Origin of the sequence: Dechloromonas agitata is5, from assembly GCF_000519045.1 — a bacterium.
Lineage (GTDB): Bacteria > Pseudomonadota > Gammaproteobacteria > Burkholderiales > Rhodocyclaceae > Azonexus > Azonexus agitatus.
The window spans coordinates 3002051-3021442 of sequence record NZ_KI912532.1; the positions used below are offsets into that span (position 1 = coordinate 3002051).

The following is a 19392-nucleotide window of genomic DNA, read 5'->3' on the forward strand; positions in this document are numbered from 1 at the left end:
TCGCTGGCGCGCCAAGCCCATGGCGGTTCCATGGGCGCGAAACGACGGTGGCAAGATGCCGCAAAACGGCCGCCAGCGCGCGTGCAGGCCCGTACGGCCGCCGAATGGACAATCTGGGGTTATGCCAGGCCGGCCGCCAGATGATCGATCAAGGCCCGCACCCGGTGGGGCACGTGGCGGTTGCCGGGGAGCAGCGCGTGCACGCCGAGTTCCGGCCCGGGGAAATCGGCAAGGATCTCGACCACCCGGCCCGAGGCGAGAAATGGTTCAGCGATGAAATCCGGCTGGCAAGTGATGCCGAGGCCGAGCGCCGCCGCCTCGGTCAGTACCTCGCCATTGTTGGCGTTCAAGCCGCTGCGCACCGGGACGCTGACGAGTTGGCCGTCGACGACGAATTGCCAGCTCAGCGTATTGCCGGCATTGGTGTAGCCCAGGCAGAGATGATGAGCCAGTTCGGAAGGATGGGCCGGCCGGCCGTGCCGCGCCAGGTAATCCGGTGCGGCCAGGGTCAGCATGCGGCAAGCCCCGAGGCGACGGGCGATATCGCCCGCCTCGAGCCGCCGGGTGACGCGGATGGCGAGATCGAGGCCTTCCTCGATCAGGTTGATCCGGCGATCCGAATAATCCATGTCGAGCATCACTTCCGGGTAACGCCGCGAGAAATCGAGCAGCAGCGGCGCCAGGCGCTTGAGGCCGAAACTGAGCGGCAGGCTGAGCCGGATGTTGCCGCGCGGCGCCTGGCCTTCCTCCGCGATGCCGGTTTCCGCCGCCTCGACTAGGTTGAGGATGACGCGGCATTTCTCCAGGTAGGCGGCACCGGCCGAGGTCAGGGTCAGGCGCCGGGTGCTGCGGGCCATCAGCTTGGCGCCGAGATGCGCCTCCAGCCCGGCGATCTGCCGGGTAACGACGGAACGGGCCACGCCCAGTTGCTGGGCGGCCGCGGCGAAGCTGCCCAGTTCGGCCACCCGGACGAAGAGTTGCATGGCATCGAGTCGGTCCATTGTTGCCCTATTAGCAATAGTGATTTGCCTATTGTCCTCTATTTCGATGCAAAAAAGGCGAATACAGTACGCCCATCGCCAACGGACTCCTCACCATGAACCCGTCCCAACCTGCCCTCTTCGTCCCGCACGGTGCACCGACCTTCGCGCTGAACCCCGGTGCGGCCGGCGCCGCGCTGGCTACCAAGGCTGCCATGCTGGCCTCGCCGCGCGCCATCGTCATCGTCAGCGCCCACTGGGACACGGCGGTGCCGACCGTCGGCTTTGCCGAGAAGCTGGAGACGATCCACGATTTCTGGGGTTTTCCGGAAGCACTGTATGCCATCCGCTACCCGGCCACCGGCTGCCCGGAGGCCGCGCGCGAAGTGGCTGCCGCCATCGCCGCGGCCGGCCTGCCGGTAGCCAGCGACGCCCGCCGTGGCCTGGACCACGGCGCCTGGGTGCCGCTACGCCTGATGTTCCCGCATGCCGAAGTGCCGGTTGTTCCCGTTTCGGTACAGAGCCGGGGCGGCCCGGAGCAGGCCTACCGCCTGGGCCAGGCACTCGCCCCGTTGCGCGACAAGGGCTTCCTGATCATCGGCTCGGGCAGCCTCACACACAACCTGCGCGACTACCAGGCCGCCTGGCAGAATGGGGGCCAGACGCCAGCCTACGTGCGCCAGTTCGCCGACTGGCTGGCCGGACGGGTTGCCTCTGGCGACGTGCCGGCCCTGCTCGATTACCGCCGCCAGGCGCCGGGCGGCGCGCAGGCCCACCCGAGCGAGGAACATCTGTTGCCCTTCCATGTCGCACTCGGTGCCGGCGGCGACAACGCCCGTGCCACGCGCTTTCATGCCGGCATCGATGATTACGTGATCGCCATGGATGCCTACGCTTTCGAACAAGGAGAACCCCAATGAGCTACACCAAGACCGCCAAGGCCCTGCACTGGCTGATGGCCGCCCTGCTCTTCGGCCTGCTCGCCCTCGGCTTCTATATGCAAGACCTGCCGCTGTCGCCGGAAAAACTGCAGCTCTATTCGTGGCACAAATGGGCCGGCGTCACTGCCTTCCTGCTCGTTGCCTTCCGCCTCTTCTGGCGCCTGGCCCATCGCCCGCCGGCCCTGCCGGCCAGCATGCCGAAGCGGATGCAGTTCGCTGCCCATGCCGGCCACCTGTTGCTCTACGGGCTGATGATCGCCATCCCGCTGTCCGGCTGGCTGATGAGTTCGGCCAAGGGTTTCCAGACCGTCTATTTCGGCGTGCTGCCCATTCCCGACCTGCTCGACAAGAACAAGGAGATCGGCGACCTGCTGGCCCTGGTGCACAAGAGCCTGAACCTCCTCTTCATCGCCGTGCTGGCCGGCCACATTGGCGCCGCGCTGAAGCACCACTTCATCGACAAGGACGACATCCTGACCCGGATGCTGCCCAAGCACTGACACCCCACCCCAAACGGAGAAACGACATGAAAAAAATCATTCTCGCCCTTGCCCTGGCCACTGCCTTCTCGGCCCAGGCCGTCGAATACACCCAGGTCCAGCCAGACAAGAGCGCCATCAATTTCACCTACAAGCAGATGGGCGTCGCGGTCGATGGCAAGTTCAGGAAATTCACCAGCCAGCTGAATTTCGACCCGACGAAGCCGACGACCGCCAAGGCCACCTTCGAGGTCGAACTGGCCAGCGTCGACACCGGCGCCCCGGAAGGCGACCAGGAAGTTGCCGGCAAGCCGTGGTTCAACACCAAGGCCTTCCCGACTGCCAAGTTTGTCTCCGGCGCCGTCAAGCCGCTCGGCGGCAACAAGTATGAAGTCGGTGGCCAGCTGACCATCAAGGGCAAGACGCAGGATGTCGTCGTGCCGGCCACCTTCACCCCCCAGGTCAACACCGGCGTGTTCGACGGCAGCTTCACCATCCGTCGCGCCGACTTTTCCATCGGCGAAGGCTCCTGGGCCAAGTTCGATATCGTCGCCAACGATGTCGTGATCAAGTTCCGCATCACCGCCAACAGCAAGTAACCCCAACCCCTACGGAGAAACCACCATGAAAAAGCAACTCACCACCCTTGCCCTCGCCCTCGCCGCTGCGAGTCTTAACACCGCGGCCTTTGCTGCACCGGAGACCTATGTCGCCGACAGCAGCCACACCTTCTCGCGCTTTTCGTACAGCCACTTCGGCTACTCGACCCAGCAGTCGCGCTTCAACAAGAACAGCGGCAAGGTCGTTTTCGACAAGGTCGCCAAGACCGGCTCGGTCGACATCGTGATCGACACCAAGTCGGTCGACACCGGTAGCGACACCTTCAACGAGCACATCCAGGGCGAGGATTTCCTCGACACGGCCAAGTACCCGACCGCCACCTTCAAGTCCACCCGCGTGATTTTCGAAGGCGACAAACCGGCCAAGATCGAAGGCAACCTGACCCTGAAGGGCGTGACCAAGCCGGTGACCCTGACCGTTACCAGCTTCCAGGCCATGCCGCACCCGATGGTCAAGAAGGACGCCATCGGCGCCAATGCCTACACCGTCGTCAAGCGCTCCGAATTCAACGCCGGCAAGTACGCGCCGTACGTCGGCGACGACGTGCGCATCGAGGTGGCGATCGAGGCGATCAAGGAGTAACCACTCAACCTCGGTAAACGCAAAAACGCCGGCCCCGAGGAGCCGGCGTTTCATTTTTCCTCCAGCCGCTACCGGTCGCTTGCCCTCCGGCCTAGGCGACGCGAAAACCGGAAACAGCCATGGCCAGGCTCTGGGACAGTGCCCGCAGGTCGCCGGTCGAGGTGCTGACGCTCTGGGCTGCTGCGTTGGTTTCTTCGACCATGTTGGCGATGCGCTCCATGCTCTGGGCGATTTCGGTCGATGCAACCTTCTGTTCCGAGACCGATTCGGTAATGTCGTTCACGCCATGCCGCGACTGCAGCACGGCCTCCCGGGAATGGGAAAGCACACCTTCCACCTCGCCAGCCAGTTGCGTGCTGGCAGCGATGGACTGTTCGCCTGCATCGATGGCCGCCTGCACGGCATCCGACTGCGCCATGATCGACTGGGTGACGGCATCGATTTCGTTGGCCGACTTGCCCGACTTCTCGGCCAGTTTGCGCACCTCGTCGGCCACCACGGCAAAACCTCGCCCGGCCTCACCGGCGCGGGCTGCCTCGATGGCCGCGTTGAGGGCAAGCAAGTTCGTCTGGTCGGCGATGTCGCGCACTTCCTTGGTCATGCTGGTAATCGCCTGCGTGCTCCTGACAAATTCATCCACCGTGCGGGCGATTTCGCCCATGTTCTGGTGAATCCGGGCGACCTCGCCGACCAGTTGCGAGACCTTCTGCGATCCCTCGTCCGCCCGCTCGACACTTTCCGAGGCCTGGCGCTGGACGTCCTGCGCCGTATCGGAGACCGATGAAATGGCCACCGTCAGTTGTTCGATGGCCGCCGCACTACTCGCCACGGCATTGGATTGCTGTTCGGACACGTCAGCCAGCGAGGACGACGAGCCAGCCAATTGTTCGGAGGCGGCATCGACCTGCTTGCTCGCCTGATGCACCTCGCCAATGATTTTTTGCAACTGGCCCATCATGGTGTTGAAAGCGGTCGCCATCCGGCCGATTTCATCCCGGTTGCGTACCTGGGCACGCTGGGTCAGGTTGCCACTCGTGGCGATGTCGGTCATCGTGCCTTCCAGTTCGGCCAGCGGGCCGGTGATCGAGCGGACGAAGACCAGCGACAGCGTGACCAGCACGCACAGGGCGAGCAACAGGGAAACGATCAAGCCGGTCTTGACCGCCGAGAAGGTTGCCGCCGCGATTGCAGCCTCTTCCGCATTCATTTCCTGCGAGATTTTCTGGATTTCAATGACCAGATCGTCAATCGCCTTGGTCGGGGCACGGTCCATGCCACGCACCAGTTTATCCACGGTGGCAGCCGGGTCGGCCGCGCTACGATCGTATTGCTTCAAGGCCTCGCGATAGGATGGACCCAGTGCCTCGAAGCTGGCCATCACCGCCGAAACTTTCAGCCGCTCGGCGATCTCCAGGCGGGTGGCCGAAGCCATGACTTGCCTCAGGCGATCCTTGACGACGCCTTCTTCCTCGTCGAATTGCTTGAGATGCTTGGCAAAGGCTTCCGGATCCTTGCCGCGGAGCAGGATGTTCTTCCACTCCTGGACCTGCGTCTTGAAGCGGACTTGCGCACCGCGCGCCTTGTCGATGGTTTCGACGAGCAGTTGATGACGCTCCATGCTGCGGATCGATGCATCGTTCAGCTTGCTCGCCTGCAGGAAAGCGAAAAGCCCGACGCTGAGCAATGCCAGGAGGGCCAGAAACACGAGTACGAACAACTTCTGCCTGATCGTCAGTTGCATAACTCCCCCGTCTATCGGATTCACCGTGAAATTGCCACCGCTGCCTGCCGGTTCGCAATCCGGCAGGCGGCGGTGGCGGGACGACGGCTAGTATGCAATACCCTGTCGTGGCGTGGTTAACAGAACGCAGGGCGCCACGCCGGACGCCCTATCCGCTCAGAACTTGTCAGAACGCAGCACCGATACGTCGCTCAGGTAACAGACCATGGCATAACTGGCGAAGTAGTTGGCCTGCAGGTGGCCCGCAATGGCGTCGGCGATGGCGGCTTCACACAGGATGTCGATCCGCACGTTACCGCTCAGCGGCCAGCCGCCATCGCGCGTTCCGTGCTGCCCCCAGCCGCGGGCATCGCTCGCGGTGTAACCATGGGCCCCCAAACGACGGGCGTCGGCCGCGACGCGCCCTTCGATCGAGGCTTCGCAGATCACGGTGAGCAGGGTCCGCCGGGTGTAGCTGGCCAGCGGGGGCGTAGCCGAGGTTGTTGTCGGTTGCATCGTCATCACACCACTCCTTCGAGCTGGCGAGCCAGCCAGTAATAAGTCGGAATCCCGATCACCAGATTGAACGGGAACGTTATGCCGAGCGCCGCACCGATCGACAGCGCCGGGTTGGCCTCTGGTACGGCGATGCGCATGGCAGCCGGTGCCGCGATGTAGGAAGCGCTGGCGTACAGCGTGGCAAGCAGCGCCGCGCCGCCGACGCTGAGACCGAGCAGGCTGGCCGTCAGCGCACCGAGCGTGCCGGCGAAGAGCGGCATGGTCACCGCGAAACCGAGCAGGAAGGTACCGGCCCGCCGCAGGTCACCGAACCGGCTGGCCGCAACCAGTCCCATTTCGAGCAAAAAGATGGCGAGCAGGCCCTTGAAGAGATCGAAGAACAGACGATCGAGCGGCTTGATACCATCGGCACCAGCCAGCCAGCCGATGAGCAGGCCGCCCACCAGCAGCACGATGCTCTTGCCGGCAAACACCTCATGCAGCACCTTGCCGAGCGGCGACTCGCCCTGGCCGCGCCGCGCCAGCCAGACGCCGATCATCAGGGCCGGGAATTCGAGCAGGACGAGGAAGACGACCATGTAGCCCTCGTAGTCCTGCCCGACGCTGGCCAGGTAGGCCGCGCCGACGGCGAAGGTGACGACGCTGACCGACCCGTAATGGGCTGCCAGCGAGGCGGCATCGGCCCGCGACAGCTTGCCGAGGCGCTGCAGCACCGGGAAGGCGATCAGCGGCAGAGCGGCGCCGATGCCGACGATGACCAGCGCCGGCAGGATCAGCTCGGCCAGCGACTGGCGGGCCAGTTCGACACCGCCTTTCAGGCCGATGGCGAGGAGCAGGAAGATGCTCAGCGATTCGTAGAGCACGGCCGGGATCTTCAGGTCCGAGCGCGCCAGACCGGCCAGCAGGCCAAGCAGGAAGAACAGGATGACGGGTTCAAAAGGCATGGCATGCACCATTCAATGTCGATGGCCCGCACTATTCCATCCTCAATCCATTAAATCCAATTAAACTTTTTCGAACAAATCATTTATAAATACTTATATGCCGCGCCGTCACCTGACTTTTCGCCAACTCGAAACCTTCGTCACCGTCGCCCGGCTCGGCAGTTTTTCGCGCGCCGCCGAAGCCCTACACCTGACGCAGCCGGCGGTGTCGATCCAGGTCCGGCAGATCACGGAAAGCGTTGGCCTGCCGCTGTTCGAGCAAACCGGGCGCGAAATCCGCCTGACCGCCGCCGGCCAGGAACTGCTGCGCACGGCGCGCGAACTGGACGACAGCTGGAATCGTTTCGAGTCGGCGGTCGACGCGCTGCAGGGACTGAAGCGGGGCCGCCTGCGCGTCGCCCTCGTCACCACCGCCAAGTATTTCCTGCCGCGCATGCTGGGCGCCTTCTGCCAGCGCTACCCCGACATCGACATCGAGCTGGAGGTGGCCAACCGGGCGCGTATCGTCGAACGCCTGCGCGCCAACGAGGACGATCTCTACATCATGTCCTTCCCGCCCGAGGAACTCGATGTCGTCGCCACACCCTTTCTCGACAACCCGCTGGTCGTTGTCGCGCCGGCCAGCCTGCCGCTGCCCGCTGGGCCGCTCAGCCTGGCCGATCTCGCCGTCCATCCCTTCCTGCTGCGCGAAGCCGGCTCCGGCACGCGCAAGGCAATCGACCGCCACCTGGCCGCCAGTGGTCTCTCGCTCAAGGTCAAGCTGGCGCTGGGCAGCAACGAGGCGATCCGCGACCTGGTGGCGAGTGGCATGGGCCTCTCCATCCTGTCCCGCCACGTGCTGGACGATCATCCGGAACAGGAAGGCCTGCGCATCCTCGATGTCGTCGGCTTTCCGCTGCAGCAGCCGTGGTCGGTCGTGCATCTGCGGCAGAAAATCCTCCCCCTGCCGGCCCATGCCTTCATGAACGAATTGCTGTCCGCGGTCAGCCCGGCCAACCCGGGCGAATAGGCCGGCTCAGCGCTCCGACAACCACTTGAGGACGGTCTCGAACAGCCGTCTCGGCTCGACCGGCTTGCTGATATGGTCATTCATGCCGACCTCGAGACAACGCTGGCGATCCTCGCTGAAGGCATTGGCGGTCATCGCCAGGATCGGCACATCCGCGCCACCGGGCAGCGAGCGAATGGTCTGCGTGGCATCGATACCGTTCATGTTGGGCATCAGCATGTCCATCAGGATCAGGTCGTAGGCGTTCTGCATGACCAGGGCGACTGCCTGGCGGCCATCTTCGGCCAGGTCGACAAGCAGGCCGGCCATCACCAGCAGTTCGCGGGCAACCTCGCGATTGACCGGCTCATCCTCGACCAGCAGGATGCGGCGGCCGGCGTAGTGTGCGCGCAACATCGCCTCGGCGGCCCGCCAGCGTGGCTCGGCTGCGGTATCGCTGGCCGGCATGGCCGCCTTGTCGAGCGTCACCGTGAAGGCGAACACGCTACCGACACCCGGACGGCTGTCGACCGTGATGTCGCCGCCCATCATGCGCGCCAGGCTGCGGCTGATCGCCAGCCCGAGACCGGTGCCGCCGTACTGGCGCGTCGTCGAGCCATCGGCCTGCTGGAAGGCATTGAACAGGCGCACCTGATCGGCCGGCGCGATGCCGATGCCGGTATCGCGTATGGTGAAACGCAGGCTGACTCGGTCCGCCTCATCGACCAGCCGTCCCACGGCAACGTCGACGCGGCCCTCCGCGGTGAACTTGATGGCGTTGGCTGTCAGGTTGAGCAGGATCTGTCCAAGACGGAGCGGATCACCGGCCAGGGCCAAGTCCGCCAGGTCCGGCGGCAGGTCAATGGCGAAATGCAGGCCCTTCTCGGCAGCCGGCCCTTCGACCAGGGGACGCAGGTTGTCGACCACGGCGCCGAGCCGGAACACGGTGTTTTCCAGGACCAGTCGGTCGGCCTCGATTTTCGAGATGTCGAGGATGTCGTTGATTACGCCAAGCAGGTGACTGGACGCCTGGACCACCTTAGTCAACTGGTCGCGCTGGCGCTCGTCAGTCGCCCGGCGCAGGGCAAGATCGGTCATGCCCATGATGGCGTTCATCGGTGTCCGCAACTCATGGCTCATGTTGGCCAGGAAGGTGCTCTTTGCCCGGCTGGCGGTTTCGGCGGCTTCCTTGGCGACGGACAGTGCGGCTGTGCGCTCATCGACCTTGCGTTCGAGCTGCGCTCGGTAGTTTTCCAGCGCCGCCTCGGCCTGCTTGCGCTCGGAAATATCCCGGGTAACGCCCAGGATGCGCCACGGCCGGCCCTGCTCGTCGAGCATGATGGTGGCGGCCACCTCGCTGGAGATGAGGCTGCCGTCCTTGCACGGCTGCTCGATTTCCAGCGTGGCGAAGCGGGCCGACAGGTCGCCGGCTGCCAGGCGCTGGAGGCGCTCGGCCAGCATCCGGTCGACGCGCTGCAACGACGCCGGCGTCATGGTGGCCGAGAATGGCTGGCTGACGACCTCATCGGGCGTCCAGCCGCGCATGCGTGCGACGGAGGGGCTGATGTAGATGAACTTCCGGCTCGGTAATTCGAGCAGCCAGATCGTATCGCGGCAGTTGTCGGCAATCAGCTTGTAGAGCGCCTGGCTGCGTTGCAGCGCCGCTTCGGTCAGCTCGCGTTCGACCGCGACGCAGGCCAGGCTGGCGTAATCCTCGATCAGGCCGATCTCGGCCGTACCCGGTACGGTCGGCTGGCGGTGGTAAATGGCGAAGGTGCCGAGCACCCGCCCGGTACGGTCCTTGAAGGGCTGCGACCAGCAGGCGCCAAGGCCGGCCTGTCGCGCCAGATCGCGGTAACTGGCCCAGTAGGGATGGTTCTGAATATCCTCGACGACCACCCGTTCACCGCGAAAGGCTGCCGTACCGCAGGATCCGACGCCGTCGCCAATCGCCACGCCGTCGATCGCCCGGTTGTAGAACTCCGGCAGGCTGGGTGCCGCGCCATGGCGGATATGCCGCCCCTCCTCGTCGAGCAGCACGATCGAGCATAGACAGCCCGGGTGGAGCTCCTCGACGCGCCGGACCAGGGCGTTCAGCACCTCTCCCAGCGGCGCCCCCTCGCTGACCAGCTTGAGGATGCTGTTGTGCAGTTCCACCTCCCGGGTGCGCTCGGCCAGCTGAGCCTTGCTGCGCGCTTCCCGCCGATTCACGGTGATCACGTAGAACAGCAGGCCGCTGGCCAGCACGCTGACCACCAGCGCCCCGACCAGATAACGGTAGAGGTGGCTGAAGTCGGCAGCCGGTTCGCTGTCGAAAAGGAAGCCGGCCAGCGAATAATCCCGGGGCAGCATGCCGATTTCGGCGTAGCTGTCGGCAATGTGCCGCCAGCGTCCCGGATTCATGTAACCCGGCGGCACCAGCTCGGCACTGATCAGGGGCGCTGTCTGGGAGGCCTCGAAGTGCAGGAAATCCCGCCCGGCCTGTGGCGCATACTTGTCGAGAATGAGGTCAATGGCCTCGGACGGGTGCGCCATTGCATATTCCCAGCCGCGCAGGCTGGCCCGGCGGAAGGCTTCGGTCCGCGCCCGGTGCCGGGTGATTTCGGTCTCCGAGGTGAACAGATTGTCGCCGTAGAAATCGATGCCGGCCGCCCGCGGCGTGAAGATCTGGTAATCGACTCCGGCCTGCCGCATGAAAAACGGCTCGTTCGTGACATAGGCCGATATCAGGTCGGTCTTGCCGTCGATCAGATCCTGTACCGAAAAGCTGTGCGGCAGGCGGCGCAGGCTATCGAGCGGAACCCCCTCACGCGCCAGATAGTAGATCAGCTCCTCGGCATGCGGCTCGAACATGACGCGCTGGCCGGCCACGCCATGGATATTCGCCAGCGCGTCGTGGCGCCGGGCAAGCAACACCAGCGGCGAATGCTGGAAGATCACGCCGAGTACGACCACCGGCTGGCCGGCATTGCGTTCGAGAACCAGGCTGCTGGTCCCGACGCCAAACTGGGCACGCCCGGCTACCACCTCGGCCACCACATCCTGCCCGGGAGCGGCCTCCCGGATATCGACGGTCAGCCCGGCCTCATCGTAATAGCCCAACTCCTTCGCCATGTAGTAACCGGCGAACTGGAAGCCATGCTTCCATTTGAGTTGCAGGGTCACCGTTTCGGCGGCAACTGCCGGTTGCCAAAGGACGGCCCCAAGGATGAAGAAAAGGCGCAGGGCCGGCCAAAAGCGCATGTTGGTCAGGCGTTATAAAAAGACATATTTTTAATATAAATCAAATCCAACTGACGCTGGTCTGAAAATAAGCGACCCCATCCGGTTGGGGGGCGAATTTCACGCGCCAGCCTATGACTAAAGACATAGATTCAGCGTTACAATGCGCCGCGTATTGCACCGCACCATTGCAGGCGCATTACAATCAGCGACCGGTCGTTTCATGCCGGCCCATGAAAAAGGCAAATCCGTAACCGACTTATGAACACCGCCCAGATTCTGACTCCGCCCCCGAAAACCACGGAAGACGTGCCGGAGGGCACCCGTCGCATGATCGATGGCATGGAACGTGTCATGTACGATGGCTACTGGATCAAGACCTACCCGGTGCCGGCTGACACGCTGGAAGCCAAGAAGAAACTGATTGACGCGCTGACGCGCCGCCTGTTCAACCACACCGAGCACGGCCTGAACATCCCCGGCACCCGCCTCAACGAAGCCCGTGCCAGCTACGAAAATGAAGCCGACCCGGCCCGCAAACGCGTCAAGGGCGCCATGCTGGCCGGTGCGCTGTTCAACCGGGCGGCCGACATTTTCCGCAAGCTGGTCGAACTGCAGGCCTGCGGTATCGAAATCCTCAGCGACAGCCCGCTGATGCGCGAATGCGGCCGGTGCCTGCTCGAAGCCATGGAACTCGGCCGCAACGTCCTGCACCGCAGTGGCGAGGAAGGCATCGACGAACTGTGGGGAGAACCCTTCCGCGCCTTCTCGATTCCCCTCGAAGACTTTTACGAAAGCCGCTACATCAAGATCGGTCGCGTCCTGCGCGACATCGACCGCATCTCGCAAGTGATGATCGACACCTTCAGCGGCATCCCGGCCTTTTCCGACATCGAGGCCCCGGTCAGCGAACTGGCCTCCGCTGCCAAGATCAAGACTGAAACCTTGCGCACCGACGGCGACATCTTCGACGTCTGGGCCCGCATGGTCACCGCCGCCGAACGCCTGTGCACCCTGCCCCTGCAATGCGATGCCAGCGCCCTTTCGTCGCCGATGACCTACAACCTGTCGGACGGCCTGCAACTGATCCGCCAGGGCCGCGACCTGATCTTCTACATCGCCCGCGCCCGCACCGCCATGCCCAAGAGCACCCAGGAATACGCCGACCGCTGTGCCAACTACCTCGCCACCGGCCGGGCCCCGCTGATTCCTGTGACGCTGCCGGTGTAATGGCGCCGAGCGTTGCCGAAACGCTCGCTTGAAACCCTTCCCAGCGCATCAACAATGCCTGTCGGATTTTCTTGCACCGACTTCCTGAGCAACAAAAAAGCTGCTGAATAATATAGAGAATTTTTTTGGCACGCCATTTGCTTTGCACGCGGGCACCAAAAAAATACAACTCTCAGGAATCAAACATGCAAATCAAATCTGCACTGCTCGGCGCACTGCTGTCATTGGCGTTTTCCGGCGCTGCCCAGGCTTCATTGATCAACTTCGAAGATGCCGGCCTGCCTGGCGAAGCTACCGCTACGGCAACCTGGGATGGCGTTGCCCAAGGGTTTAACTCCAGTGGCTTCCACTTCTCCAATGCGGACGTACTCGACCTGTCTGGTACCGTGCCTTGGTGGACAACCGGGGTGGGCAGCGCCCACAGTGGCAACTACGCCGGCTTTAACGACTGGAACGGCGCCATCACCCTGAGCAAAGTCGGGGGCGGCACCTTCTCGATCCAGGATTTCTGGACGGCAGGGTGGCAGGGGGCATCCGGCACGCTGACGATTACGGGCCTTCTCAATGACCAAACGGTCGACTCGGAAGTGGTTGCATACAATGGCACATGGCAAGATGTCGTACTGAATTTCAGCCAGGTTGATCGTGTCGTTTTCAGCGGTGGCCTTTTCTTTGTTGATGACATCACGGTCAACGGCAGCACCCAGATTCCCGAACCCACTTCAGTGCTACTGCTTGGCCTCGGGTTGGCCGGCCTCGCCGCCAGCCGTCGCAAAAACGCTTAACTTTCAAACTCTCGATGTTCACAAAAAAGCCGGAGAAACCCGGCTTTTTGCATGACATTCCGGAAACCTGGTTATCCCCGGGGTCGGCCCCCTCTTCACATCGCCGCTACGGAATGAACGGCAACACCAGTTCCGAGGTCCGCGCTGCCGCACCGCACACCGCGTCGCACATCTGCCGGAAGGCCTGCACCGCACTGCTTGCGTGGCGCCGGGCGTGGCGGACGATGTGAAAGCGGCGGCGCAGGTCGAAGGCGGGGGTTGTGACTTCGACCAGGCTACCGCGCCGGAAGGCTTCGCGTAGCGCCAGGCGCGACAGGCAGCCGATACCGAGGCCGGATTCGACGGCGCGCTTGATCGCCTCGGTGTGTTCCAGTTCCAGCCGCACGGTAAAGCGGCCGAGGGCGGGGGCGAGGCTGCGGTCGAACTGGCGCCGTGTGCCGGAGCCCGGTTCGCGCAGGATCCAGGCCTGGTCGGCCAGGGTTGCGGCATCGGCCGGGCCGGCCTGGGCCAGTGGATGGCCCGGTGCGCAGAAGACGACCAGTTCGTCCTCCAGCCAGGGCTCGACGAGCAGGTCGGGATGATTCACTTCGCCCTCGATCAGGCCGACATCGCAATCGCAGCGCAACAGGCGCTCGGCGATCGCCTCGGTGTTGGCCACCTGCAGACTGACCGGCGCAGCCGGGTGCTGCCGCATGTATTCGGCGATGATCAGCGTGCCGAGATAGTTGCCGATGGTCAGCGTCGCGCCAACGGTGAGCGGCGCCAGCTGGCCACCGCCGAGGTAGGACTCGATCTGCCGCGCCTGGTCGAGCAGTTGCTCGGCCAGCGGCAACAGGCCGCGCCCAGTGGCATTGAGGTGCAGGGATTTGCCGAGGCGGTCAAAGAGCGGGCAATCGAACTGCCGCTCCAGTTCGACCAGCGCGTTGCTCGCCGCCGATTGCGACATGCACAGGCGTTCGGCAGCGCGCGACACGTTCTGTTCGCGGGCGATGGCGGTGAAGATCTCGACTTGGCGCAGGCTGAGTTTCATATCGACAATATCGATAACGATAAGCCAAATTATCCTATAACACAGCTTTAATCAAGCCCTACACTAGGGCCATCAAAAACGACTAGCCCTGATCGCCATGAGCTCCCTCAACGCCGAAACCGTCCTTTCCGTCCATCACTGGAACGACTCGCTGTTCAGCTTCCGCACCACGCGCGACCCCGGCCTGCGCTTCATCAACGGCCAGTTCGTCACCATCGGTCTGGAAGTCGAGGGCCGGCCGCGCATGCGCGCCTACAGCATCGCCAGCGCCAATTATGAAGAGCACCTCGAATTCTTCAGCATCAAGGTGCCGGATGGTCCGCTGACCTCGCTGCTGCAACACGTCAAACCGGGCGACAAGCTGCTGGTCAGCAAGAAGCCGACCGGCACGCTCGTCCTGCGCGACCTCAAACCGGGCAAGCGCCTCTTCCTGTTCGCCACCGGCACCGGCCTCGCTCCCTTCATGAGCCTGATCCACGATCCGGAAATGTACGAGCGCTTCGAGCAGATCGTGCTCATCCACGGTGTGCGCTGGACGAGCGAACTGGCCTACCACGACTACATCGCGCAGGACCTGCTGGATCACGAATATCTGGGCGACGAAATCCGCCAGAAATTGATCTACTACCCGACCGTGACCCGCGAATCCTTCCGCAATGAAGGCCGGCAGACCGACCTGATTCGCAGCGGCAAGCTCTACGCCGACCTCGGCATCACGCCGCTCGACCCGGCCACCGACCGGGCGATGATCTGCGGCAGCACGGCCATGCTCAAGGAAATCTCGGCCATGCTCGACGGCTATGGCTTCCAGGTCTCGCCGCACATCGGCGAAATGGGCGACTACGTCATCGAGCGCGCCTTCGTCGACCAGTAGGCGCCGGGCGCCCGCCGCCGGCCGGGCGATTTTTGATCTGGCTCACCGGCCGGGGCGCGCCGGCTCCGTATAATGGCCAGCTTATGAAGCCGGCCTCCTCTCTCCACGCGCATCTTGCCCGCGGCGCAGCCGAAGGGCCCGCCCGGCCGGCGTTGCTGGCCGAAGGCCGCAGCTGGACCTTCGCCGAACTGGCCGCCCAAGCCAGCGCCGCCGCAGCTGTCGACGACACCCGTCCCTGGGCCGGCAGCGGCACCCCGCTCGAACTCGCCCTCGCCGCCTATCGCTGCAGCGCCGCCGGCCGCGCCTGCTTCCCGCTACCGCCGGAACGCCAGGCGCCGGCGCTCGACAAGGTGCCGCCTGGCACCGCGCTGATCATCTCGACCAGCGGCAGCGAAGGCCAGCCGCGCGCCGTGCTGCTTGGCACCGCACAGCTTGATGCCGCTGCTGCCGCGGCCAATGCGGCGCTCGACCTGCGGGCCGGCGACCTCTGGCTCGCCTGCCTGCCGCTTTACCACATTGGCGGCCAGAGCATCCTCTGGCGTTGCGCCCGCGCCGGGGCCGGCGTCTTGCTGCATGAAGGCTTTGCCATCGACGAACTGGCCAACGACCTGGTCACCCGGCCGGTGACGCATGTGTCGCTGGTCCCCGCCATGCTGGCCCGGCTCCTCGACCACGGCATCGCCCCGCCGTCTACGCTGCGCGCCGTCCTGATCGGCGGCGCCGCGCTCTCCCGGCCGCTTTACGAACGGGCCAGTGCTGCCGGCTGGCCGCTGTTCGTCAGCTACGGCATGAGCGAAACCGCCGCCATGGCCGCCGTCTTCCAACCCGCCGATGGCGTGTGGCACGAAGGACTGGTCGGCCGCGCCCTGCCCGGCCACGAATTCCGTATTGGCGACGACGGCCGCATCCGCCTGCGCGGCCCCCAGGTCATGATCGGCTATCTCGGCGGCGGCGGCCCCGACGCCGACGGCTGGCTTATCACCGGCGACCTCGGTGAAATCGACGCCGGCGGCCGCCTGACCGTGCTCGGTCGGGCCGACGACATGCTGATCAGCGGCGGCCGCAACGTGCATCCGCAGGAAATCGAATCCTGCCTGGCCGGCTGCCCGGGTGTCGTCGATATCGCCGTCACCGGCCTGCCCGATCCGGTGTGGGGCGACCTCATCGTCGCCCTGGTCGTCGGCCCGGCCGATGACGCCGCCCTGCTCGCCCACGCTCGTCAGCACCTGCCGTCGGCCGCCCTGCCCCGCCGCATCCGCCGCCTCGACCGCCTGCCGCGCAACGCCGCCGGCAAGCTCGAACGCGGCGCGCTGCGCCGCCTGGCGGCGGGAGCCCCGGCATGATCGCCGCCCTGCTCCGCCAGATCACCGCCCCAGAAACGGCCCAGCACCTCGCCGCACTGGCCGCCGGTGCCCCGGCATCAGCCCCCGTCAGCCTGTGCCTCGACCTGCCGGGGCAGGAGACCGACTGGCTGTCCCTGCTGCCGGCCGGCCAGCCCTGGTGGTACCGCGCTCGCCCGGCACACGGCGAATATCGCCTGGCCATCGGCCATGCGCTGCAGGTGGCGAGCGCCGGCGACAACCGCTTCGCCGCGCTGGACGGCGCTTTCGCCGGCTTCTGCAAGGACTGGCGGCGCAATGGCCCGGCCCTCGCCTTCTCCGGTTTCGCCTTCGCGGCCGACAATGCGGCGCCCCTGCCCAATGCCCTGGTCGCCATCCCCACCCTGCTGCTCGAATGCCGCGCCGGCCGCTGCACGCTGACGCTGAGCACACCAGCCGGCCGCCTGTCGCAGGCCCAGGCCGAATGGCCGACGCTGCTTGCCGCCCGACCGGCGACGAAGGCCGCCAAGACCTTGCCGGCCCGCCCCGAACCGCTCGCCGAGCAGGCCTGGATGGCGCGCGTCGTCGCCGCACTGCGCGACATCGGCAAGGGGAGCCTGGCCAAGGTCGTTCTCACCCGTTGCCGGCCAATCGAAGGGAGCGCCCCCTTCGCGGCCGGCGACATCCTCGCCCGCCTCAACGCGCAGCAACCAGCCAGTGTTGTTTACGCCCATGGCAACGGGGCCCAGGTCTTCCTCGGCGCCACGCCGGAACGGCTGGTCGCCAAGAACGGCCGACAGGTACGCGTCGATGCGCTGGCCGGCACCGCCTGGCCGGGTTCGCTGGCCTTGGCCGACGACAAAAACCGCCACGAACAATCGCTCGTCGTACGGGCCGTGGTTGAGGCGCTCAGCCCGCTGTGCGATGGCGCACCGCAGGTCGGCGCCGTTGAGGAACACGCCGCCGGCCAGCTCCGCCACTGGCGCAGCCGCATCGTCGGCACGGCCCGGCCGGACAGCAGCCTGTTCGACGTCGTGCGGGCACTGCACCCGACGCCGGCCGTCGGCGGTTTTCCCTCCGCCGCCGCCCGCGCCTGGCTGGCGGCCCACGGCGAACAGCGCCATGCCTGGTACAGCGGTGGCTTCGGTATCCTGACCCCGGACGGCGACGGCGAATTCTCGGTTGCCCTGCGCTCCGCCCTGCTTGACGGCAACAAGGCCCTGCTGCAGGCCGGAGCCGGCATCGTCGCCGGCTCCGATCCGGTTCAGGAACTGGCCGAGATCGAAGCCAAGTTCGGCACCCTGCGCGCCGCCCTGAGCGACGACACCCTCCAGGCCGACCGCGGCAACCGCCGGGCCTGACCCCCCTGTCACATCCTTGTCACGCCTGGCCGTCACACTGGTCGGGTAATACAACTCTCTCCATCTCGCCCCCACCCCGGTGGGGGTTCTTTTTGTTGCCCCCCAGGCGGCTTACAACGCCCGCCGCAAAATGTCGGTCACGACATCCGGTGGGTACTGTTCGGCGATGCCAAAGCGCTCGACACTGAGCCGGACGTTGTCGGCAATCGTCGGCAAATCGCTTTCCCGGATACCAAGTTGCGCCAGGCGTGTCGGGGTACCAATCTTGTCGAACCACGCTTCCAGCGCGGCAATCCCCTCGCCGGCGCTGGCCAGGCCGAACACCTGCCGGGCGAAACGCTCGAACTGGGGCGGGTTGCGACCCTGATACCACTTCATCCAGGCCGGCATGACCACCGATAGCCCGGCGCCATGCGGTACGTTGAACAGCGCGGAGAGCGAATGCTCAATGGCGTGGTTGGGGTAGCCGAAGCCGGCGCACCCGGAAAAAGTCAGCCCGTTCAGGGCCAGCGTCGCTGCCCAGGCGAACTCGCCGCGTGCGTCGTCGTCAGCCGGGTTGGCCAGTAGGGTTTCGGTCGTCTCGATGATGGTGTTGATCACCGCCTCGACCAGCCGCGACTGCAAGCGGGGATGCACCGTCGCGGTGAAATAGGCCTCAATGGAATGGGCGATCACATCGGCTGCGGAATACACCAGATACTCCCGCGACACGCTCCGCATCAGCCGGGGATTGACGATGGACAGCCTGGGAAAGATGGCCGGTGCGGTGATGAAAAATTTTTCCTGGGTCTCGTCGTTGGTCACCACCGCCGAACAGTTCATTTCGCTACCGGTCGCCGCCAGGGTCAGGATGGCGAACACGGGCAAGGCCGACTCGATGCGCGCCTGGCCGGTGAACAGCTCCCAGACATCGCCGGCATGGGCGACACCGGCGGCAATTGCCTTGGCGCTGTCGAGCACGGAACCGCCGCCGACGCTGAGTATGGCATCCACCTGCTCTGCGCGGGCCAGGGCAACGCCTTGCCGCACCGTGGACAGCAGCGGATTGCTGACGATGCCCCCCAGCTCGACGAAGCCAACGCCCTGCTCGGCCAGGCGCTGCGTCACCACGGCAAACAGGCCGTCGCGCTTGATCCGCTCGCTGCCGTAGCAGAGCAGCACCTTCCGGACGCCGTGCCTGGCCAGGTGCTGGCCGATCAACTGCTCCTTGTCGGCACCGAATTCGATGCGGGTCGGGTTGAAAAAAGTAAAGTTTTCCATGATTCCTTCCTTGCTCACTCACCTCCGGTTGCACCGGGGCCTGGGCGTCCCCGACGGGGCCAATCCAACGCGGCATCGAGCTTAAGCGAAATCGCATTCTCCCGACCACCGAATCACGTCGACCTGACGTGCTCCAATTCAGCTAAAGCGGTAGTTGGCTACTTGGGAAAGCGGACCTTCAATGCGTGAATTAAGCAACTGCACCAATCGCGAAGCGATTGATCGTTCTGCTTGGATAAACCCTTATCCGCATGACTACTGCTTGGAGTGTGCAGCCTTCCAATCGTCAGTGAGCATCCCAGCGAAACCCCAATCCTCATCGGCGATCTCTTGGATCACGACGTGCGTGTGCTCGGGCTTCTTGCCCAGCACACGCACGAGGGAATCCGTGATGTCCTTAACGATCTCGGCCTTCTGCTGCCGAGAGGCGCCCTTTGTTATTTGAACGTTTACGTATGGCATATGTATTCCTTCTGGTACCGCGAAAACTTGAATGCTAGGCGCCTACTGTGAGTTGCCATTGGTATTGTACGGCTG

The 19392-nt window shown here is 64.8% G+C and carries 18 protein-coding genes; 10 read left to right on the forward strand and 8 right to left on the reverse strand.

What is annotated here, in order from left to right:
- Nucleotides 1-119: 119 nt before the first annotated feature.
- Complete coding sequence (locus tag K420_RS0114690; RefSeq protein ID WP_027458720.1) at nt 120-1001, reverse strand: LysR family transcriptional regulator; 882 nt, start codon at nt 999-1001, stop codon at nt 120-122.
- A 95-nt stretch (nt 1002-1096) separates the two neighbouring features.
- Between K420_RS0114690 and K420_RS0114695 the strand changes: the two genes are divergently transcribed.
- Genes K420_RS0114695 through K420_RS0114710 form a run of 4 tightly spaced genes read left to right on the forward strand, consistent with a single transcriptional unit; the run spans nt 1097 to nt 3603 of the window.
- On the forward strand, nt 1097-1900 hold the full coding sequence (locus K420_RS0114695) for a DODA-type extradiol aromatic ring-opening family dioxygenase (protein ID WP_027458721.1): 804 nt from the start codon (nt 1097-1099) through the stop codon (nt 1898-1900).
- Entirely contained in the window at nt 1897-2421 is a 525-nt protein-coding gene (locus tag K420_RS0114700) for a cytochrome b (RefSeq protein ID WP_027458722.1), read from the forward strand. The genes K420_RS0114695 and K420_RS0114700 overlap by 4 nt, the downstream gene beginning before the upstream one ends.
- A gap of 26 nt (nt 2422-2447) precedes the next feature.
- Nucleotides 2448-2999: a YceI family protein gene (locus K420_RS0114705; protein ID WP_027458723.1), complete on the forward strand. Its 552-nt coding sequence runs from the start codon at nt 2448-2450 to the stop codon at nt 2997-2999.
- Between the two features lie 25 nt (nt 3000-3024).
- Entirely contained in the window at nt 3025-3603 is a 579-nt protein-coding gene (locus K420_RS0114710) for a YceI family protein (RefSeq protein WP_027458724.1), read from the forward strand.
- Nucleotides 3604-3694: 91 nt separating this feature from the next.
- Here K420_RS0114710 and K420_RS0114715 read toward each other — a convergent pair whose 3' ends face one another.
- The 3 genes from K420_RS0114715 to K420_RS0114725 all read right to left on the reverse strand — a co-directional run bounded on the left by K420_RS0114715 (nt 3695) and on the right by K420_RS0114725 (nt 6786).
- Nucleotides 3695-5344 carry a methyl-accepting chemotaxis protein gene (locus tag K420_RS0114715; protein WP_035854865.1) on the reverse strand — a complete coding sequence of 550 codons (1650 nt, stop codon included), beginning with the start codon at nt 5342-5344 and terminating at the stop codon, nt 3695-3697.
- Nucleotides 5345-5500: 156 nt separating this feature from the next.
- Nucleotides 5501-5845, reverse strand: coding sequence for a P-II family nitrogen regulator (locus tag K420_RS0114720; protein WP_232422792.1), 345 nt, complete (start codon nt 5843-5845; stop codon nt 5501-5503).
- Nucleotides 5845-6786 (reverse strand): sodium-dependent bicarbonate transport family permease, encoded by a 942-nt coding sequence (locus K420_RS0114725; RefSeq protein WP_027458727.1) that lies wholly within the window; start codon nt 6784-6786, stop codon nt 5845-5847. The genes K420_RS0114720 and K420_RS0114725 overlap by 1 nt, the downstream gene beginning before the upstream one ends.
- A 97-nt stretch (nt 6787-6883) precedes the next feature.
- Between K420_RS0114725 and K420_RS0114730 the strand changes: the two genes are divergently transcribed.
- On the forward strand, nt 6884-7795 hold the full coding sequence (locus K420_RS0114730) for a LysR family transcriptional regulator (RefSeq protein ID WP_027458728.1): 912 nt from the start codon (nt 6884-6886) through the stop codon (nt 7793-7795).
- Between the two features lie 6 nt (nt 7796-7801).
- Here K420_RS0114730 and K420_RS19835 read toward each other — a convergent pair whose 3' ends face one another.
- Nucleotides 7802-11017, reverse strand: coding sequence for an ABC transporter substrate-binding protein (locus tag K420_RS19835; protein ID WP_051453160.1), 3216 nt, complete (start codon nt 11015-11017; stop codon nt 7802-7804).
- Nucleotides 11018-11257: 240 nt separating this feature from the next.
- Between K420_RS19835 and K420_RS0114740 the strand changes: the two genes are divergently transcribed.
- Both K420_RS0114740 and K420_RS0114745 read left to right on the forward strand, forming a co-directional pair.
- Nucleotides 11258-12226, forward strand: coding sequence for a hypothetical protein (locus K420_RS0114740; protein WP_051453161.1), 969 nt, complete (start codon nt 11258-11260; stop codon nt 12224-12226).
- A gap of 185 nt (nt 12227-12411) precedes the next feature.
- Nucleotides 12412-13011 (forward strand): PEP-CTERM sorting domain-containing protein, encoded by a 600-nt coding sequence (locus K420_RS0114745; protein WP_027458730.1) that lies wholly within the window; start codon nt 12412-12414, stop codon nt 13009-13011.
- 106 nt (nt 13012-13117) lie between these two features.
- On the opposite strand, the gene K420_RS0114750 is transcribed toward K420_RS0114745, so the two are convergent.
- Entirely contained in the window at nt 13118-14041 is a 924-nt protein-coding gene (locus K420_RS0114750) for a LysR family transcriptional regulator (RefSeq protein WP_027458731.1), read from the reverse strand.
- A gap of 97 nt (nt 14042-14138) precedes the next feature.
- On the opposite strand from K420_RS0114750, the gene K420_RS0114755 reads away from it, so the two are divergent.
- The 3 genes from K420_RS0114755 (at nt 14139) to K420_RS19840 (ending at nt 17595) form a co-directional block, all read left to right on the forward strand.
- Nucleotides 14139-14915: a ferredoxin--NADP reductase gene (locus K420_RS0114755; RefSeq protein ID WP_027458732.1), complete on the forward strand. Its 777-nt coding sequence runs from the start codon at nt 14139-14141 to the stop codon at nt 14913-14915.
- An 83-nt stretch (nt 14916-14998) separates the two neighbouring features.
- On the forward strand, nt 14999-16258 hold the full coding sequence (locus K420_RS19165) for a class I adenylate-forming enzyme family protein (RefSeq protein ID WP_051453162.1): 1260 nt from the start codon (nt 14999-15001) through the stop codon (nt 16256-16258).
- Complete coding sequence (locus tag K420_RS19840; protein ID WP_027458733.1) at nt 16255-17595, forward strand: isochorismate synthase; 1341 nt, start codon at nt 16255-16257, stop codon at nt 17593-17595. The genes K420_RS19165 and K420_RS19840 overlap by 4 nt, the downstream gene beginning before the upstream one ends.
- 111 nt (nt 17596-17706) lie before the next feature.
- Here K420_RS19840 and K420_RS0114770 read toward each other — a convergent pair whose 3' ends face one another.
- Together K420_RS0114770 and K420_RS0114775 are read right to left on the reverse strand one after the other, a co-directional pair.
- Nucleotides 17707-18855, reverse strand: a complete 1149-nt coding sequence (locus K420_RS0114770; protein ID WP_027458734.1) for an iron-containing alcohol dehydrogenase — start codon at nt 18853-18855, stop codon at nt 17707-17709.
- A gap of 255 nt (nt 18856-19110) precedes the next feature.
- On the reverse strand, nt 19111-19317 hold the full coding sequence (locus K420_RS0114775; protein WP_027458735.1) for a tautomerase family protein: 207 nt from the start codon (nt 19315-19317) through the stop codon (nt 19111-19113).
- Nucleotides 19318-19392: the final 75 nt, after the last annotated feature.

Coding starts and splice junctions, on each gene's coding strand:
- K420_RS0114690 (WP_027458720.1), bottom strand. CDS start 1,001: ATGGACCGACTCGATGCCATGCAACTCTTCGTCCGGGTGGCCGAACTG.
- K420_RS0114700 (WP_027458722.1), top strand. CDS start 1,897: ATGAGCTACACCAAGACCGCCAAGGCCCTGCACTGGCTGATGGCCGCC.
- K420_RS0114740 (WP_051453161.1), top strand. CDS start 11,258: ATGAACACCGCCCAGATTCTGACTCCGCCCCCGAAAACCACGGAAGAC.
- K420_RS0114730 (WP_027458728.1), top strand. CDS start 6,884: ATGCCGCGCCGTCACCTGACTTTTCGCCAACTCGAAACCTTCGTCACC.
- K420_RS0114715 (WP_035854865.1), bottom strand. CDS start 5,344: ATGCAACTGACGATCAGGCAGAAGTTGTTCGTACTCGTGTTTCTGGCC.
- K420_RS19165 (WP_051453162.1), top strand. CDS start 14,999: ATGAAGCCGGCCTCCTCTCTCCACGCGCATCTTGCCCGCGGCGCAGCC.
- K420_RS19835 (WP_051453160.1), bottom strand. CDS start 11,017: ATGCGCTTTTGGCCGGCCCTGCGCCTTTTCTTCATCCTTGGGGCCGTC.
- K420_RS0114750 (WP_027458731.1), bottom strand. CDS start 14,041: ATGAAACTCAGCCTGCGCCAAGTCGAGATCTTCACCGCCATCGCCCGC.
- K420_RS19840 (WP_027458733.1), top strand. CDS start 16,255: ATGATCGCCGCCCTGCTCCGCCAGATCACCGCCCCAGAAACGGCCCAG.
- K420_RS0114775 (WP_027458735.1), bottom strand. CDS start 19,317: ATGCCATACGTAAACGTTCAAATAACAAAGGGCGCCTCTCGGCAGCAG.
- K420_RS0114770 (WP_027458734.1), bottom strand. CDS start 18,855: ATGGAAAACTTTACTTTTTTCAACCCGACCCGCATCGAATTCGGTGCC.
- K420_RS0114745 (WP_027458730.1), top strand. CDS start 12,412: ATGCAAATCAAATCTGCACTGCTCGGCGCACTGCTGTCATTGGCGTTT.
- K420_RS0114755 (WP_027458732.1), top strand. CDS start 14,139: ATGAGCTCCCTCAACGCCGAAACCGTCCTTTCCGTCCATCACTGGAAC.
- K420_RS0114705 (WP_027458723.1), top strand. CDS start 2,448: ATGAAAAAAATCATTCTCGCCCTTGCCCTGGCCACTGCCTTCTCGGCC.
- K420_RS0114695 (WP_027458721.1), top strand. CDS start 1,097: ATGAACCCGTCCCAACCTGCCCTCTTCGTCCCGCACGGTGCACCGACC.
- K420_RS0114720 (WP_232422792.1), bottom strand. CDS start 5,845: ATGACGATGCAACCGACAACAACCTCGGCTACGCCCCCGCTGGCCAGC.
- K420_RS0114725 (WP_027458727.1), bottom strand. CDS start 6,786: ATGCCTTTTGAACCCGTCATCCTGTTCTTCCTGCTTGGCCTGCTGGCC.
- K420_RS0114710 (WP_027458724.1), top strand. CDS start 3,025: ATGAAAAAGCAACTCACCACCCTTGCCCTCGCCCTCGCCGCTGCGAGT.